The organism is Bacteroides luti (genome assembly GCF_900128905.1).
In the GTDB taxonomy this organism is placed as follows: Bacteria; Bacteroidota; Bacteroidia; order Bacteroidales; family Bacteroidaceae; genus Bacteroides; species Bacteroides luti.
In genome coordinates this window covers 55,149-71,682 of sequence record NZ_FQTV01000001.1, presented here as the reverse complement: position 1 = coordinate 71,682, position 16,534 = coordinate 55,149, and the positions used below count along the sequence as shown (strand labels likewise).

The following is a 16,534-nucleotide window of genomic DNA, read 5'->3' as shown; positions in this document are numbered from 1 at the left end:
TATCTTTTCAAAGAAATCTACTTTTGAGATTCAAGATATTCAGCCCAGATTCTGGCAGATCCTTCCACCATCTTTATACATGGGCGCTTTGCAAAATAAGTAGTTGTACGTTCTTCGGGGACAGATGAGATGGCATGATCTTTCTTTAGCCCCAACAGCTCTCCACAAATCAATGAGCCGTTACGTTCCTTGAACACAGCCGCCAGGTCCTGAACGAGCTTGTAATTTTCTCCTTTTCCCTTTTGGTCTTTTGCAATGGTTGTACCATTCTCCAGTCCCGCAAGGATAAACATTCCACAAGCAGCTCCGCAGGTCTCTCTCATACGACCAATTCCTCCACCAAACGAAGCTGATACACGCAAAGCCTGATCGTCTGTAAGATCATATAGATCGGCAAAAGCTGCAACTACTGATTGTGAGCAATTATACCCACTCTTAAATAACTCTACAGCTTTATTTATTCTTTCTTCCATTGTTCTAACTTTAAACTTTTTACAATTTCAAAGTCCGGAAAATAAAGGCGCTATTTCCCGGACTTAATAATTACAAGAAACATCGCTTCCAGTTCATTTATACACAAGAAATGGCTAACAAACTGAACCAGAAGCTATAGTATACAGAATCTCAACGACCCCTCTACTAACAAATAAATGATAATATAACTTATTACAAAAAACTTCTGCTTTTATTTCTTATAAGTCTTTACTGATAGGACTTTCATTTATTGCTTTTAATAGCAATAATGATGGATGACATGGTTTACGAGTCTCTGCATTGACAAATGCAAGAGTAGTTTCGCCCTTATTAATCAATTCGTTCTCCTCATTAAATATGGAATAAACAAATTTAATTAAAGGACCCTTTATCTCTTTCAACTCTGTTTCTATTAAAAGCAATTCATCATATACTGCAGGCTTTAAATACTTAAAGCTCATGCCTACTACCGGTAACATTATACCCGAATCTTCTATTTCTTTATATGTTATTCCCAGCTCTCTAAGAAGTTCCCAGCGAGCTTTCTCACAATAACGGGCATAATTTGAATGGTGTACATACCCCATTTTATCTGTATCAGGATACAATACTCTTATTTTACATTGATGACTAATCATATACTCTTTTACTTAACAAAAATACTTTCTGTATTACACTCTTGGTAACTTTTCAGAAGGCATAAATTGTGTTGTAAGCATTCTCTATTAAACGAGATACCTCACAATCTTTATTGTACTCAATTATTGTTTTACCGGCTATCATAGCTTCTACTATTTGTACATCGAAAGGTAAATGAGCTACTACCGGAATTTCCATCTCATCGCACCACTTATCTATTTGTTCACAAATATCGGGATTCAAATCATACTTGTTTACAATGACTGATATTTGAACAGAAAAACGGCAAACAACTTCAATTACTCGTTTCATATCAAGAAAACCTGATAATGTTGGTTCTGTTACTACTACAACCTTGTCTACTCCTGTAATGGTTGATATTACAGGACAACCAATTCCAGGAGGACCGTCGAGTATAATTGTATCATAGCCATAATCCTCTACATATCTTTTTGCTTTCTCTCTCAATAGGTTTACCATCTTTCCGGAATTTTCTTCTCCGGGAGCCAATCGGCCATAAACCATATCACCATAACGAAAGGTTCCGGCATACATACGGCTTTTATCTGCAGGAATCATTTTAATTGCCTGAACAGGGCACACACGAGAGCACAGGTAACATCCATCACAAGCGGATTCTGAGATTCTTATTTTACCATCTATTTTGGATATAGCATCAAAACGGCAAAGATCAATGCATGTGTTACAGTTTGTACATTTATCGTTGTTTACTACAGCATGACTACCGGACACAAATACTTCCTCTTCTTTACACAATGGCGAAAACAATAAATAGAGGTTTGAAGCATCTACATCACAATCAACAACTACTGCCGATTTTGCAACTGAAACAAAAGCGGAACTTATGCTCGACTTGCCTGTACCTCCTTTACCACTAATTACTGCTATTTCCATAACTAACTATATTTTTTACTATATCTTCAAATATCACCTGTAACGAGCTTAATTCTTTCACTGCAATTTTACCCTCTGAATAAAGTAAAGCTACTTTTTTATTGAAAGGTATTTCGCCCAACAATGGAATTGATTCTTTTTCCAGATACTGATAAACATCTCTATTTCCCAGTCCTGCTCTATTCACTACAACTCCCATTTCTTTACCCATTGTTTTAAGCGTGTCAACAGATTGCTTCAAATCGCTCAGTCCAAATGGAGTAGGCTCTGTTACCAGGACCACAAAATCAGCATGTGAAGCTGTTTGTATAAACGGACAAGCTGTTCCCGGAGGAGAATCCAGTATCACATAATCTGCATTTTGCTGGTTGGCTTGTTTCACAGCCATCTTTACAGCCGATTTGATGATGGGAACCGGAGAAGAAACTCCCGGAGTCATCTTAGCTTCGAACATGCATGCACCATCTTCATCTGTTTTATAAGATGTAACCTTTCCTATAAACTTATAGGAGTCTCTTATTGCTGAGTAATTACAAGCAACTGAACAGGCAGCACATCCATGACAAAGATCATCGAGCAACTGAATTTTGTTCATTGCCGGCAAAAAGAAGATAGCATGATAATTACAGTATTCGGCACACTTTCCACATAAAACACAATTAGAACGGTCGAGAACCGGTCTATATTCTGTTACAACGTCCTCACTTAGCTTTTTAACGGGAAAGAATATAAATGAATTGGGAGCCTCTGCATCACAATCAACCAATAAAGAAGAATAGCCCATTTGACGAAGCGAGTAAAACAAGTTCGTTGAAAAAAATGTTTTACCCGTACCGCCTTTACCACTAGCTACAGCTATGTTCATGCTCATCGTGATTACATGTATTGGCTCCAGTAATTAAGTTCCCTTTGATAAAATCGAGTACTAATTCTTTAGGCTCCTTTTTCTCTGCACCAACATGTAAATCAATGTTCTGCTGACGGAATAGTTGTTTTGCTTTCTCTCCCATACCACCGGCTATAACAATTGATACGCCCTTACCTGCTACCCAGGCAGGATAAAGACCCGGTTGATGTTCGGGAGGAGTAATCTGCTCTTCCTTAACTATTTCATTGTTTTCCAAATCGGCTACATAAAAATATTCACAATGACCAAAATGTTCACATAACATACCATCCTCTACAGGTATTGCAATTCTTTTATTCATATTCTATCTTATTATTTTAATTTGTCACTACTTTTTAAACGTTTCTTATCTCCTTCTCCGCCACCGGAACGTTTTCTTTTTCCTTCACCTTTTCCAAGCTTTTCTAAAAGCTCTTCTTTTGTATGCTCAGCACAATTACCCAATTGGCGTCCGGTTCCCTGGCCTCTTCCTTCGGGGCCTGTTCCATCTAAACGTGGCATAGTTTTATGAATTTAATGTTTTAATAGCTCAATAATATCTTCTATTGTTTTATCAGCGTCTTTAACTACAATCATCTGAATTCTCAGTTCTACCAACAGTGATTTGATTTTAAAGCCAAACTCTCCTGACACAATCTTCTCTACAGGAACAGAAGCTACTAACTGCACAGAGGCTGGTCCGGCTCCTTCTTCAGCATCTTTATTAGGGTTAGGAATAAATTCCACTTCGTCAGTCAGTGTGTCGTAGATTGCAAAAAACGAACAACGACCAAAACGTTTGTCCAGAGTACTTTTTAATGTATTTCCGGAGCTTGTTATTGCTACTTTCATATTCTATTTCTAATTACGTTTATTCTTGATTTTTCTGGCACATACGTCCTCTTTTTCGCTTATTGGAACAATGTCCTCTACCGCAACCACTTTTACCTAAATAGGTAAATTCACTCTTTTCTTCCTCGGAAAGGCTCTCAAAATTTTGAATATCACGACTTCCACACAAAGGACATACCTCTATTAGCGCTTCTTCAAACGGATTATTGAAAAAGCAATTGCATGAACCACAGGTATACCATTCACTGTCAAAACAAACCTTACCTCCTTCAATAATGATATTTCGACCTTCAACAAATGCCTGAGCTATTTTTTCACGTGCCGACATATAGATACGTGTCAAAGTGGGACGAGATACATTCATAAAAGATGAAGCTTCTGCCTGAGTGTATTTTTCGTAATCGCAAAGGCGCAAGGCTTCATACTCTTCATACAAAAGAAACAAAGATTCTTTCTTCTTTGCATTCTGCGCCATACCATACGGCCTGAAGCCTGAAGCAACAGGCGCAACAGATATTTTTCTTATTATTTTTGGTCTTCCTGGCATACTTTTAATTTATTATCCGGTGCAAATATAATGAACATTTGTTCATAATGAATTGTTTTGATGTTTATTTTTCATAAAAAATAAATGGTAGGTATATTGCAAATTAGTAAAGCGAGACTCCCCAATCTGGAAATCTCGCTTTATAACAGTTAATTGTATTATGGATATAATCAAGTCTACTTTTTAATCTTCTTCATAATTTCATCTTTTGGAATAGGCTTAGTGCAGAAAAACCAATCATGGCAGGTAACGCCACTCTCCTTTCCTTCCATCCTATCTTTAGCTACACCACAAGAACCCGCCGTTGGTACTATTACATCATCGCCCGGACGCCAGTCGGCTGGTGTTGCAATGCTGAACGCATCGGCTGTTTGAAGTGCCATCAATACACGCAATAGTTCATCGAAATTTCGGCCCAATGAAAGTGGATAATAAATAATGGCACGAATCTTTCCTACAGGATCAATAAAAAAGACTGCACGTACTGCTTTAGTATTACTCTCTCCTGGTTGAATCATTCCATATCTTTTAGCTACTGTCATGGTAATGTCCTCGATAAGTGGGAATGTAACCTCTACATTCTTCATTCCTCTATACTCAATCTTCTCTTTAATAGTCCGCAACCAGGCGATATGGCTATAAAGACCGTCAACAGAAAGTCCCACCAACTGGCAATTCAATTCTTTAAACTGACTTTCCAATGTGGCAAAAGTCATAAACTCAGAAGTACAAACCGGTGTAAAATCGGCCGGATGACTAAATAATATAATCCATTTTCCCTGATAATCATCGGGGAATTTAATTGTTCCCTGCGTAGTCACGGCTTCAAAATGAGGAGCCAAATCTCCAATACGAGGCATTGAATAAACTTCTTGTTCCATGGTTCTAAATTTTAATATTACAACTGTATATAAAACAAATGAAATGAGCTTATGTTTATTAACGCCGAGTCCATTAATTATAAAATATTTTTCATCTACTAAAATTCTTCTTTTTAAACAAAAGCTCTTATATTTATATATTCGTAAATATATACAAAAGAACACAACTGAAAGAAGCGATAATCTAGAGTTCTAAAATAGGTAATCCTATCCCCTTTCGCGAGCAAATGTACTTTCGGTTCTTTAGATAGTTTTTCTAAATATCATTCTGCAATGGGGATAACAACAAATTCAAAAAAATAGGTTAAGTTTGCAGTAAGGATAAAGCAAAGCTGATTTGCTAAAGGCGAACTCCTCTTCTTATATAAAGGTTAGTTTGCAATAACGATAAAACAACAAGAGCATGGATCTTTTTGATGAAATTACGGAATTCAAGACTTCAATGGCTATTCGTAAGAAGCTGGTGGAATATAGCATAGTTAAGACTTTCAAGGAGGGTGAAAACATTCTTCGCGAAGGAGCATATATAAAAGGTGTTCCTATTGTGGCTACAGGTAGCGTGAGGGTGATGCGTACCAATGACGATGGCAGGGAGATTTTGCTGTACTACATTAAAACTGGCGAGAGCTGTGTAATGTCTATTCTTGGCGGATTGCATAACGACACCAGCAAAGTAAAAGCGGTAGCGGAAGAAGATACGGAGGTTTTCTTTATCCCTAACGATAAGCTGGCTATGCTGATAAAGGAGTTCCCTCAGTTCCTGGATTATATTTTCAGACTCTATCACAAGCGTTTTGAGGAGTCTCTGGATATTATAAACGAGATTGCTTTCAAGAAGATGGATGAGCGCTTACTAGCTCTGCTGGAAAAGAAAGCGGAACTCTATCACGACCGGACAATCAATATTACGCATGAGCAACTGGCTAATGAACTGGGCACGGCACGGGTAGTAATATCTCGCTTACTGAAACAGCTGGAAGAGTATGGCGCAGTGAGTCTGGGGCGTAACAAGCTGACTCTACTAAAATCTTTGGAAGGGTTTACTCCGGAAAAATAGCTGAACTATTCTCTTTTTTCATTGTTTTTCTCATAAAAACATCCTTATGTAACAAAAGTAGCTGACCAGGGTTTTGGGATGCTCTACATTTGTTCCATAATTAAAAATGAGGGACAATGAAAGAAAAAAAGAGAACTATCAGATTACTAACAGCCGCCATCGTTTGTTTAGCGGCTCTGGTACCTGTAAAAGCACAAAACGGCACACGTTTTCTTAGTCTGAATGAGGCTATGGAGAGTGCTTTCAAGGGAAACAAGCAACTACTTACCACTTCACTGGATGAAAAGATTGCCACGTCCGATTACCGGAAAAGCGATGCGATCTTTATGCCTCAGGTAAATGTTTCCTACTCGGTAATGGCTACCAATGATCCGCTTAATGTGTTTGGATTCAAACTACAGCAACAGTCTGTAAAAGCGGAAGACTTTAATCCTACCTTACTTAATAGCCCCGATGCATTGACTGATTTCAATGCAAACATCGAGGTACAAATGCCTTTATTTAATCTGGATCAGATTTATATGCGAAAGGCTGCGTCGGCTCAGAAGGCTGCTGCCCGCTATGGTACCATTCGCATGAAGGAATATATATCTTTTGAGGTGAAGAAAGCTTATCTGCAACTTCAGCTTGCTTACCGCGAAAAGGGTGTGCTGGAAGAAGCTTTGGGAACTTCAAAGGAGGTTTATGCTTCTGTAGAGCGTTTCTTTGCTCAGGGATTGATTCGTAAATCGGACGTACTGAATGCTAAAGTGCACGTAAGCGGTGTGGAAACGAATCTGGAAAAAGCAAAGAGTGCCATAGCCAATGCTTCTGATTACCTGAGCTTGTTGATGGGGCAACCTACTGGCGTAGTTTATCAGGTGGAGGAACCAGCCTCAGCAATGATAGGTTCCAATGGTTCGGTATCTGATCTTCGTTCTGACTTTCAGGCAATGGAGAAGGCTATGACGGCTACGGAGATGATGAGGAAATCTTCTGGGTTCTCTATGGTACCCCGGCTGAATGCTTTCGGTACTTACCAGTGGAACGATAATAAGTTTGCTTCCTTTGGTTCTGACAGCTATCTGGTTGGTGTACGTCTATCGTGGACATTGTTCAATGGTAACCAGAGCAAGTACAACGCTCGCTCGAGCAAGCTGATGGGCATGAAATTGCAGGAACAGCTGAGTAATGAGAAAATGAAGGCGCAACTGGAATACAACAAGACCAGCAGGGATTTGGACGATATTGCTTTTGAACTCCGCAAACAGAATGATATGGTGGAACAGGCTACGGAAGCGCTCCGCATCACAAAAGATCGCTTCGATCAGGGATTGGAAAAGACAGCGGATGTGTTGATAGCTCAGACACAATTATCGGGTCAGCAACTCAATTATGCACGTACTGTTTACAAGCAAAATCTCACGGCTGCTTATATGGAGTTCATCACAGCCAACGAATCAAACAATAAATAATCAATATATAAAAGATAAATTCTATGAAATCAGTAAGATATGTATCCGTAATGTTTTTCTCTCTGGTAATGGCCGGAGGTATGTTTCAGGCTTGTTCTTCTTCGGATAAGGAAGCTAAAGTGAAGGAAGAGGCTGTGGCTGTAGTAACTGCTTTACCATCGTCTACCGAGGAATCGGGTGTATTGGCAAGCGGACAGATTGAAGCCGGACAAACAGCTGTAATCAGCACCCGGGTAATGGGAAGCATCAGTCGCATTTATGTAAAAGCGGGCGACAAGGTTGCTAAAGGACAGTTGTTAGTAAGCATCTCAAACGCAGACATCATGGCTCAAAGGGCTCAGGCAGATGCAGCTATCTCGGAAGCAAAAGCAGCAGCAGCGGTTTCGGCAAAGGATTTGGAACGTTTCAAACAGCTTTATCAGAACCAGAGTGCTTCGGCAAAGGAACTGGAGAATGTTACTCTGCAGCACCAGTCTATCAGCTCTAAACTGGAGACTGCCCTACAGATGAGGAATCAGGTAAATGCTATGCTGGCTTATACGCGCATCACCGCTCCTTTCTCGGGAGTAATCACTAAGAAATTTATGGATGAAGGCAGTATGGCCAATCCGGGTATGCCGCTGCTGGCTCTGGAACAAAGCGGAAACTTCCAGGCTGTAGTCTCTGTACCGGAATCAGACATAGCCAGAATTAAGCAGGGAGCAACGGTTAATCTTACAGTAAAATCATTGGGTATTACGTTCCCGGGAACCATTTCGGAGATTAGTCCCTCCTCTCAGTTCACCGGTGGACAATATGGAGTAAAGGTTGCAATAAGTGATAGTAAGTCGTTAGGAATCAAGGCAGGTATGTATGTAAATGTTTTAATTCCTGGCGAACAGGTAAAGAGCGCTCAACCTGCAAGAATGACAATTCCGGTGAAAGCCGTTGTTAATAATGAGCAGCTTACCGGAGTGTATGTGGTAAGCAAGGAAAACAAGGCTTTGCTTCGCTGGGTAAGATTGGGCAAGCAAATGGGCGACCGTGTAGAAGTACTGTCGGGCCTGGCTCCTGACGAACGTTTTGTGGTAAGCACAGATGGACGTGTATACAACGGCAGTAAGGTGATTGAATCAAAATGAAATAACGACCGATAAAGAACTAAAGATATGAAAGAAGGTTTTGCAGGAAGATTGGCGAATGTATTTATTCGCTCTAAGCTATCCGTACTATTGATGATTGCTTTCTTGCTTCTGGGAGCATTCAGTATAACCCTTATTCCAAGGGAAGAGGATCCGCAGATTGAAGCACCAATGGCTGATATAATGGTGGCTTATCCGGGAGCTAACCCTACGGAAGTGGAAAGCAGGGTGTCTATCCCTCTGGAGAAAGTGGTATCTAACGTAAAGGGTGTGGAGTATGTATACTCTACTTCCATGAACGGAATGACAATGGTTTCAGTACAGTTCTTCGTGGGACAGGATATGGAACGTTCCCTGGTAAAGCTCTACACTGAAATTATGAAGCACATGGATGAAATGCCGCAGGGTGTTTCCATGCCGCTGATTAAGACTCGTGCCATTGATGATGTGCCTGTGTTAGCGCTTACTTTGTGGAGCAATAAATATGGTGATTACTCTCTTCGCCAGTTGGCCGAGGTAATGACTACCGAACTGAAGAAGGTACCCGACGTAGCTGCAGTGAATATTCTGGGCGGACGTAGCAAGGAAATAAAGGTGGTACTGGATAAAGATAAGATGACGGGAAATCATCTGGATATGGCAGGTATATCTAAATATATTCAGGGAAGCAATATGCAGTTGTCTTCTGGTAATATCCTGAGTGGTGACTCTGCATTCTCTGTACAAACAGGCAGTTTCCTGAAAACGGCTGATGATGTGGCTAATCTGGTGGTTGGTGTAAACGAAGGTATGCCTGTGTATCTGCGTCAGGTAGCTCAGGTGGAAGAAGGTCCGGGCACTCCTAGTCAGTATGTATCTTACGGAGAAAAGGGTAACTATCCGGCTGTGACTATTGCCATAGCAAAGAAAAGTGGTGTGGATGCCAAGAAGCTTGCCGGAGAAATTCTGAATAAAGTAGATCATTTGAAGAAGGAGCTAATTCCTTCGGACGTAAACGTTACTACAACGAGGGATTACGGTCAGACTGCTTCCGATAAGGTTTCGGAACTTTTGCTTCACCTATTTGTGGCTATCATCGCGGTAACTCTGTTTGTAATGCTGGCTATGGGATGGAGAGGCGGACTGGTTATATTCCTATCGGTACCTGTTACGTTTGCCCTTACGCTCTTCTCCTACTACTTCCTTGACTATACGCTTAACCGAATCACGCTGTTTGCACTGGTATTCGTTACAGGTATTGTGGTAGACGACTCCATTATCATAGCAGAGAATATGCACCGTCATTTCCGGATGAAGAATTTACCATTCATTCAGGCAGCTATCTACGCTATCAATGAGGTAGGTAATCCTACTATTCTGGCTACCTTTACAGTAATAGCAGCGGTATTGCCAATGGCTTTCGTATCAGGAATGATGGGACCTTATATGAGTCCGATGCCTATTGGAGCATCCATCGCTATGATCTTCTCATTACTGGTAGCTTTGACACTGACTCCTTATCTGGGATACATCTTCCTTCGCTCTAAAGAGGATAAAGATAACAGTGAGCTTGCTGAAGAGGGTGAAACAAATCTGGAAGATAGCAAGGTGTACAGAATGTATAAGAAGATCGTCTCTCCTATGCTGGAATCACGCAAGATGAGATGGACGTTTATGCTCTCCACAGTAGCTCTGCTATTGGTATCTGTTTCTTTGTTCTATACCAAATCGGTACCGGTAAAGATGCTTCCATTCGATAACAAGAACGAGTTTCAGGTGGTAATTGATATGCCCGAAGGAACTACACTGGAACGCACAGACGCCGTGGCTAAGGAAATTGCTGCCTATGTAGCAACCAACAAGGATGTAGTGAACTATCAGACGTATGTGGGTACTTCCGGTCCTATAAACTTTAACGGTTTGGCTCGTCATTACGATTTGCGTAGAGGTGAAAACGTGGCAGATATTCAGGTGAATCTTAAAGATAAAGGAGACCGTAAGTTACAAAGTCATGATATAGCAAAGGCTGTTCGTCCGGGTATTCAGCAAATTGCAAAGAAGTATAATGCCAATGCCAAAGTGGTTGAGGTCCCTCCCGGTCCGCCGGTACTCTCCACTTTGGTGGCAGAAATCTATGGTCCCAATTATCAGGATCAGATTAATGTAGCCAATCAGGTAAAAGACCGGCTGAACAAGACTTCGGGAGTTGTAGATGTAGACTGGATGGTAGAAGCCGATCAGAAGGAACTTGTTTTTGATGTGGATAAAGAGAAAGCAATGTTACGCGGAGTAGCTCCGGCACAAGTAGTTGGAGCAATACAATCGGCTATTGGAGGTGAAATGGCAGGCGTGGTTCATCAGGAGTCCTCTTCTGTATCGGTACCGGTGAAACTTCAGTTGGCAGATGCAGATAAGAACGATATCAATAACCTGAAGAACCTGACTGTAGTGAACCAACGCGGTGAGAGTGTTCCTGTGGGAGACCTGGTTCAGATTACTGAGAAAGTAAAGGATAAGAGTATTTACCGGAAGAATCAGAAGAGAGTGGTATATGTAGTTGGTGATATGGCCGGTAAACTGGAAAGTCCGGTGTATGCCATGAATGATATGTCCGACCATCTAAAGGAAATCAAACTTCCTAAGGGATACGAATTGCAGGAGAACTACACCAGTCAGCCTAAGTTTGAAGACGAATTTACCTTGAAATGGGATGGTGAATGGCAAATAACCTACGAGGTATTCCGTGATTTGGGAATTGCATTCCTGATAGCAATCATCATTATCTATATGCTGATTATCGGATTGTTCCAGAACTTTACAGTACCAATCATTATGCTATCAGTAATACCGTTATCGCTAATAGGCATTATACTTGGTCACTGGATGATGGGAGCCTTCTTTAGTGCCACTTCCATGATTGGATTCATAGCTCTGGCAGGTGTGATGGTACGTAACTCCATCCTCTTGATAGACTTCATTGACATCCGCCTGAAAGAAGGAATACCTTTGAAGCAGGCTATACTGGAATCGGGAGCAGTGAGAAGCATCCCTATCCTACTCACAGCAGGAACGGTGGTATTAGGAGCAATTGTAATCCTTTTCGACCCGTTGTTCCAGGGATTGGCAATCTCCCTTATGGGAGGAACCGTTACAGCTACGTTACTTACCCTGGTGGTAGTTCCATTGCTATATTTCAAATTAATGCGTAACAAATATAAATAAAGATATTATGAAACTATTAGTTGTAACCAGTCTGGTAGAATGTGCCGAGAGTGTAGCCGAGATGCTGACTCATGCAGGCGTGAAAGTTTTTAGCAGAACAGAAACCACCGGCTTTAAAGAGGGCCATAGACCAAACATGCTCGATAATTGGTATGGTAGTTCCAATGGGAAATTTAATGCAATGTTCTTCTTCGCCTTTACATCCGAAGAGAGTGCCAATAAGATGCTTCAGGCAATCAGGGATTGTAATATAGAGAAAAAGAACCGCTTCCCGGTAAGAGGGTTTATTCTCCCGGTAGAAAGTTCTACCTATATGGATGGTGAAGCTCTGCCGTATTAAGCACTAGTATGTCCCTCTTACAGCATGGATAAGCACCGCTTCCCGGTAAGAGTGTTTATTCTCCCGGTAGAAAGTTCTACTTATATGGAAGGTGAAGCTTTACCGTATTAAATACTAGTATGTTCCTCTTTTAGCGGGGATAAGCTGTGAAATATAAAGATAGTTCCTGGCAAAGATAGCAGAAACTTAATATATCTTTAGTATTATTTTCTTGGGCAGGATGGGTAGTAATTACTCAATCCTGCCCTATTTTATGCAGAGTTATCAAAAAATTAAAATCTTTATTTATTCTTTAGAGAATTCAGGTTTTTGTATTAAAGCTTTCTAAATATAAAGTCTTTTTAAAACTAATATTATATATTCTTTGTTTTTGATATGAATTGCTAGAGAAACCTTTTCATCCGTGCCCCTTTCCCTCCCACTATAGTAATTCTGGGTCTCTTTGGACATGAATAGTCTTACTTTAAAACTGAATTATTATAAAACTAAATTATTATCAATTAAAGTTCTTTGTTAGCTTTATTGTCAATTTAACCTCTGGAATAGTTTGTACCTTTTCCTAAATTAACCATGAATTTAAGTGGAATTAGAAAAGAAGGCACAATTACGTTAATTTTATTGTATTTACCAGATTACATTAATATTTTAAATCAGAAGAAAATGAATACACATATTAAACTGAAATCTTTCCTAGCAACATTTTTCTTGTTGCTAAGTTTTGGAATAAATGCTCAAACTATGCTATCTGAAAAAGAGGGAACATCACCAACTGCATCTGATTATTATCTTCCTTTTCGTGTAGGAAATTATATTAAATTATATGGATGGAACCGTAACACAAAATATTCGTACGTTAAAACTGACAAAATAAATGGTGTTACCTATTTTCTTGAACAGGGAGAAGAATGGAATGATCAATTTTCTGGCATTTTTCGAAATATGTGGTTACGTGAAGATGAAGAAGGAAACATTGTGATAGGTGCTTATGGTACTAAAAATGATGGAGATATAAACTCTGCAGTTATATTACCAACTCCTTCAAAGTATTTTCCTAATTCATATTTGACAGTAAATTCCTATGCAACTTATTCTAATCAAGATGAAGTAGGTACAGATTCAGTAATCAGTACTACTGCAACAGCCGGAGCATACACCAATTGCATTCAGGTTAGATCTACTAATAAATATATAAGTAGTGGCGCTATCAGGCTTATTGAAGATAACTATTATGCATATAATATTGGATTAGTAATGCAGAAAAGAATATTTCCAGCATCACAAGTTCATACTAATTATATAGTAGAATATGTTGCCAATAGTCCCACTGGTATAAACAATTTAAGATTAGTCGACAACGCTTTCAATTTTAAAGTTTATACAGAACAGGATGCTATAGTAGTAGCAAATGCAAATTATGGAGATAAAATATCTGTTTACACGCCTTTGGGTACTTTATTGCAGACCATGATAGCCACAAATAATGAAACAAGAATAATAGTTCCTGGTAATCAAATTTATCTAATTAAAATAGCTGATAAAGTCTTTAAAGTTGCCTTATAAGGAGCAATAATTAATAAACAAAAAAATAAGTGACAGCAAATGAAAAACCATCAATTAAGTGGAATTAGAAAAAAAGGCACAATTACATTAATTTTATTGTATTTACAAGATTACATTAATATTTTAAATCAGAAGACAATGAATACACATATTACACTAAAATCGTTTCTGGTAGCATTTTTATTGTTGCTGAGTTTTGGAATAAATGCTCAAACTATGCTATCTGAAAAAGAGGAAACAACCATAGAGGATTATAAATGGCGTAAAAAATACATAAACCTCGGTTTTGTCAATTCGACAATGAAACAAGATGGCTCTCTTGATTTAAACAGCGATTTAGGAGCCTCATTTTCAATTGGAAGGACTTTCTTTCTTAATAAACGACCAATAGGAGGTGTTCTTCGTTTCGGCATCGATGCAACTTGGTTTGACATCAATTACACCAATTACAAAATGAAAAATATCACAAATGGGGAAACGGAAAACAATGAATATCATCAAGGCGAAATCTCCATGAATGTAGGCCCGTCTATAACAATCAAAACAGTAGGTAAATTGACTATACATGGGTATTTTAGATATGCCCCATCGTTCTCTGGATTATATAACGATGATACTTTTTATGGGAACTATGCAACTTTCTTTGTTGGTGGTGCATCTATTTCCTACTGTGCTATCGGATTGGGATTTGAATCTCGATTTGGCGATTGTAAGTACAAAGAAATTGGTTCGTCCAAAGAAGAAGTTGCAACCAATAACAAAACTAAACATAATGGTTGGAGAACCTATTTAACATTTAGATTCTAAACATAAAGATTACAAAAAGAATATATTTATTCATAGCAATTACTTTAATAGCAATTTAGTTATAAACAGTTTCTGGCATTCAAATTTACCTAGTAAAATAGCTGATAAAGTTTTCAAAGCTGCTTTATAAGAAGCAATAATAAACAAAAAAGTGACAGCAAATAACTTAATTTATTTGCTGTCACTTTTTGTGTTCAATTGTCTCTCTATTACCGTTTACAAATAAACTAGAATTTATAGCCAAGTGTAACACTAAAGTTTATATTTTTGGCTGCACCCTCCACATCGTTTAGTTTTGTTAAACCCAACTGTCCATCAAGACCAACAAGAACCTTACCGAATTCCAATCCTACACCAAATCCCACTCCGGCATCAAATTCATCGAGACCATTATCACCGAAGGTATCAGCGTCATTACTACTAACATTTGAAGAGATTTTACCTCCTATTCCATAAGCAATATATGGACCTGCTGAGAAAAGAAGATTAGTATCACCTTCAATGTGTACTCTTGCCTGCATATTAACAGGTAATTCAAGATACATTTGATTAACTGTCATTTTAAATCCGGATTCAGAATACTTTGTTCCTTTTGTCGAGAAGAATAGCGAAGGCTGTAATGACCAAATATTATCAATAGTTTTTTCATATTATCTAATTTTAATGTCATTGCTTTCCTGTTCCCTCCGGTTGGCACTAATTAATAAATTAAGAAACGTAGGAACTTGCAAACAATCGTTGCACGTTTGATGGGTAGACCTGTTTTTAAATAACTTCTCATCCATTAACTAAACAATCCGTAATGGAAATAGTTCCCTAAAAACTATCATTCACAAAATTACGCCGAAGTATAACAGTACTCCGGCGTAATTATTAAAAAGAACCAGACTTATTTGTGAATTCTTATAGAAAAGAATAGATTCTTTTGTACAGAAGAATTCATTGTTTTGTACAGGATTACAAAAATATTATTCCAGAAGAATAAAAAGCACCTCGGAAGAGAAAGAAACTTCAGCGCAACTTTATGATTTATTCATTTCAGCAATTAGTTTGTATCTTAATTCGTTGGCATTCAGCATTGCATTATAACCATCAAAATAGAAATAAGTACTGTATATCTGTTTCCCTTCATTCCATTCAATCGATACAAAGCATGAATCTCTTTTAATTTGCTTTTTGAAAGCCAGAGCAAACGGACCTAAAAGCAATATTCTATGAGCCGTAACTTTCTCTTCAACAGTTGAAGTATCTTCTAATTCAATGCTTACAACAGACGCTACAGGAATAGAAAACTTTTCAGCCGGTAGGTATACATTCGCCGGTCTTACATAAAAAACAAAGTCCTTCAGTGTTCTTCTAAATACAAGCGAAGGTATTATCTCTGTTACAGAAGGATGACCGCCTATGTAAGTTCCACTTTCAAAGAAATCTCTTGCAGACAAACCTTGCCTGTTCAATATATGTTCTGCCACATCTTCACGTCTTTTTTTATTGCTATATACAACGAACAAGACGACAAGAGCAAAGATTGCAGCACCTAGAAGAAGGGTATACAAAATAAAATTGTTATCGCTATGAACTATCAACCGATAAGCATTACAGGATGGTAGTGTTAAAAGGCTTATAGCCATGAACACATAGATGATATGTTTTCTCATAACAGATTGGATTTAAGGATTAATCGCAATACTCTATCTATCAGTTCATTTTATAACAATTTTAAGATTCTTTTATATCAATTAATTATAGTAAATTAACATTAATTATATTATTAAGCAATTCAGCCTCATCAAAGAGTGA

Annotated in this window: 18 protein-coding genes; 7 read left to right on the top strand and 11 right to left on the bottom strand. The window is 38.6% G+C overall.

The features are described from left to right. Window positions 1-17: 17 nt before the first annotated feature. From BUC21_RS00335 to BUC21_RS00295, 9 genes are all read right to left on the bottom strand, one after another. Window positions 18-473, bottom strand: a complete 456-nt coding sequence (locus BUC21_RS00335; protein WP_073398539.1) for a C-GCAxxG-C-C family protein — start codon at window positions 471-473, stop codon at window positions 18-20. Between the two features lie 219 nt (window positions 474-692). Next, window positions 693-1,112: an acyl-CoA thioesterase gene (locus BUC21_RS00330; RefSeq protein ID WP_073398538.1), complete on the bottom strand. Its 420-nt coding sequence runs from the start codon at window positions 1,110-1,112 to the stop codon at window positions 693-695. A gap of 52 nt (window positions 1,113-1,164) precedes the next feature. Beyond that, window positions 1,165-2,028, bottom strand: coding sequence for an ATP-binding protein (locus BUC21_RS00325; protein WP_073398537.1), 864 nt, complete (start codon window positions 2,026-2,028; stop codon window positions 1,165-1,167). Beyond that, entirely contained in the window at window positions 2,009-2,899 is an 891-nt protein-coding gene (locus BUC21_RS00320) for a nucleotide-binding protein (RefSeq protein ID WP_083547516.1), read from the bottom strand. The genes BUC21_RS00325 and BUC21_RS00320 overlap by 20 nt, the downstream gene beginning before the upstream one ends. After that, on the bottom strand, window positions 2,874-3,236 hold the full coding sequence (locus BUC21_RS00315) for a NifB/NifX family molybdenum-iron cluster-binding protein (RefSeq protein WP_073398535.1): 363 nt from the start codon (window positions 3,234-3,236) through the stop codon (window positions 2,874-2,876). The genes BUC21_RS00320 and BUC21_RS00315 overlap by 26 nt, the downstream gene beginning before the upstream one ends. 11 nt (window positions 3,237-3,247) lie before the next feature. Continuing rightward, window positions 3,248-3,436: a DUF5320 domain-containing protein gene (locus tag BUC21_RS00310; protein WP_073398534.1), complete on the bottom strand. Its 189-nt coding sequence runs from the start codon at window positions 3,434-3,436 to the stop codon at window positions 3,248-3,250. A 12-nt stretch (window positions 3,437-3,448) separates the two neighbouring features. Further along, window positions 3,449-3,766: a NifB/NifX family molybdenum-iron cluster-binding protein gene (locus tag BUC21_RS00305; RefSeq protein WP_073398533.1), complete on the bottom strand. Its 318-nt coding sequence runs from the start codon at window positions 3,764-3,766 to the stop codon at window positions 3,449-3,451. Window positions 3,767-3,785: 19 nt separating this feature from the next. Beyond that, window positions 3,786-4,313 (bottom strand): DUF134 domain-containing protein, encoded by a 528-nt coding sequence (locus BUC21_RS00300; protein WP_073398531.1) that lies wholly within the window; start codon window positions 4,311-4,313, stop codon window positions 3,786-3,788. 176 nt (window positions 4,314-4,489) lie between these two features. After that, window positions 4,490-5,194, bottom strand: a complete 705-nt coding sequence (locus tag BUC21_RS00295; RefSeq protein WP_073398529.1) for a peroxiredoxin — start codon at window positions 5,192-5,194, stop codon at window positions 4,490-4,492. Between the two features lie 403 nt (window positions 5,195-5,597). Between BUC21_RS00295 and BUC21_RS00290 the strand changes: the two genes are divergently transcribed. The 7 genes from BUC21_RS00290 (at window position 5,598) to BUC21_RS00260 (ending at window position 14,734) form a co-directional block, all read left to right on the top strand. Next, window positions 5,598-6,251 carry a Crp/Fnr family transcriptional regulator gene (locus tag BUC21_RS00290; RefSeq protein ID WP_073398527.1) on the top strand — a complete coding sequence of 218 codons (654 nt, stop codon included), beginning with the start codon at window positions 5,598-5,600 and terminating at the stop codon, window positions 6,249-6,251. Between the two features lie 116 nt (window positions 6,252-6,367). After that, window positions 6,368-7,705: a TolC family protein gene (locus BUC21_RS00285; RefSeq protein WP_073398525.1), complete on the top strand. Its 1,338-nt coding sequence runs from the start codon at window positions 6,368-6,370 to the stop codon at window positions 7,703-7,705. A 23-nt stretch (window positions 7,706-7,728) separates the two neighbouring features. Next, window positions 7,729-8,826: an efflux RND transporter periplasmic adaptor subunit gene (locus BUC21_RS00280; protein ID WP_073398522.1), complete on the top strand. Its 1,098-nt coding sequence runs from the start codon at window positions 7,729-7,731 to the stop codon at window positions 8,824-8,826. 27 nt (window positions 8,827-8,853) lie between these two features. Next, on the top strand, window positions 8,854-12,027 hold the full coding sequence (locus BUC21_RS00275) for an efflux RND transporter permease subunit (RefSeq protein WP_073398520.1): 3,174 nt from the start codon (window positions 8,854-8,856) through the stop codon (window positions 12,025-12,027). A gap of 7 nt (window positions 12,028-12,034) precedes the next feature. Beyond that, window positions 12,035-12,367: a hypothetical protein gene (locus BUC21_RS00270; RefSeq protein WP_073398518.1), complete on the top strand. Its 333-nt coding sequence runs from the start codon at window positions 12,035-12,037 to the stop codon at window positions 12,365-12,367. A gap of 660 nt (window positions 12,368-13,027) precedes the next feature. Next, window positions 13,028-13,927 (top strand): hypothetical protein, encoded by a 900-nt coding sequence (locus BUC21_RS00265; protein WP_139261167.1) that lies wholly within the window; start codon window positions 13,028-13,030, stop codon window positions 13,925-13,927. A gap of 138 nt (window positions 13,928-14,065) precedes the next feature. Beyond that, window positions 14,066-14,734 carry a hypothetical protein gene (locus tag BUC21_RS00260; protein WP_073398803.1) on the top strand — a complete coding sequence of 223 codons (669 nt, stop codon included), beginning with the start codon at window positions 14,066-14,068 and terminating at the stop codon, window positions 14,732-14,734. A 227-nt stretch (window positions 14,735-14,961) separates the two neighbouring features. Here the strand turns inward: BUC21_RS00260 and BUC21_RS00255 are convergent, their stop codons facing one another. Next, on the bottom strand, window positions 14,962-15,363 hold the full coding sequence (locus tag BUC21_RS00255; RefSeq protein ID WP_245797044.1) for a porin family protein: 402 nt from the start codon (window positions 15,361-15,363) through the stop codon (window positions 14,962-14,964). Window positions 15,364-15,756: 393 nt separating this feature from the next. Then, entirely contained in the window at window positions 15,757-16,392 is a 636-nt protein-coding gene (locus BUC21_RS00250; RefSeq protein WP_139261165.1) for a hypothetical protein, read from the bottom strand. Window positions 16,393-16,534: the final 142 nt, after the last annotated feature.

Coding starts and splice junctions, on each gene's coding strand:
- BUC21_RS00310 (WP_073398534.1), bottom strand. CDS start 3,436: ATGCCACGTTTAGATGGAACAGGCCCCGAAGGAAGAGGCCAGGGAACC.
- BUC21_RS00325 (WP_073398537.1), bottom strand. CDS start 2,028: ATGGAAATAGCAGTAATTAGTGGTAAAGGAGGTACAGGCAAGTCGAGC.
- BUC21_RS00315 (WP_073398535.1), bottom strand. CDS start 3,236: ATGAATAAAAGAATTGCAATACCTGTAGAGGATGGTATGTTATGTGAA.
- BUC21_RS00295 (WP_073398529.1), bottom strand. CDS start 5,194: ATGGAACAAGAAGTTTATTCAATGCCTCGTATTGGAGATTTGGCTCCT.
- BUC21_RS00335 (WP_073398539.1), bottom strand. CDS start 473: ATGGAAGAAAGAATAAATAAAGCTGTAGAGTTATTTAAGAGTGGGTAT.
- BUC21_RS00250 (WP_139261165.1), bottom strand. CDS start 16,392: ATGAGAAAACATATCATCTATGTGTTCATGGCTATAAGCCTTTTAACA.
- BUC21_RS00305 (WP_073398533.1), bottom strand. CDS start 3,766: ATGAAAGTAGCAATAACAAGCTCCGGAAATACATTAAAAAGTACTCTG.
- BUC21_RS00320 (WP_083547516.1), bottom strand. CDS start 2,899: ATGAGCATGAACATAGCTGTAGCTAGTGGTAAAGGCGGTACGGGTAAA.
- BUC21_RS00330 (WP_073398538.1), bottom strand. CDS start 1,112: ATGATTAGTCATCAATGTAAAATAAGAGTATTGTATCCTGATACAGAT.
- BUC21_RS00285 (WP_073398525.1), top strand. CDS start 6,368: ATGAAAGAAAAAAAGAGAACTATCAGATTACTAACAGCCGCCATCGTT.
- BUC21_RS00290 (WP_073398527.1), top strand. CDS start 5,598: ATGGATCTTTTTGATGAAATTACGGAATTCAAGACTTCAATGGCTATT.
- BUC21_RS00270 (WP_073398518.1), top strand. CDS start 12,035: ATGAAACTATTAGTTGTAACCAGTCTGGTAGAATGTGCCGAGAGTGTA.
- BUC21_RS00265 (WP_139261167.1), top strand. CDS start 13,028: ATGAATACACATATTAAACTGAAATCTTTCCTAGCAACATTTTTCTTG.
- BUC21_RS00260 (WP_073398803.1), top strand. CDS start 14,066: ATGAATACACATATTACACTAAAATCGTTTCTGGTAGCATTTTTATTG.
- BUC21_RS00280 (WP_073398522.1), top strand. CDS start 7,729: ATGAAATCAGTAAGATATGTATCCGTAATGTTTTTCTCTCTGGTAATG.
- BUC21_RS00300 (WP_073398531.1), bottom strand. CDS start 4,313: ATGCCAGGAAGACCAAAAATAATAAGAAAAATATCTGTTGCGCCTGTT.
- BUC21_RS00275 (WP_073398520.1), top strand. CDS start 8,854: ATGAAAGAAGGTTTTGCAGGAAGATTGGCGAATGTATTTATTCGCTCT.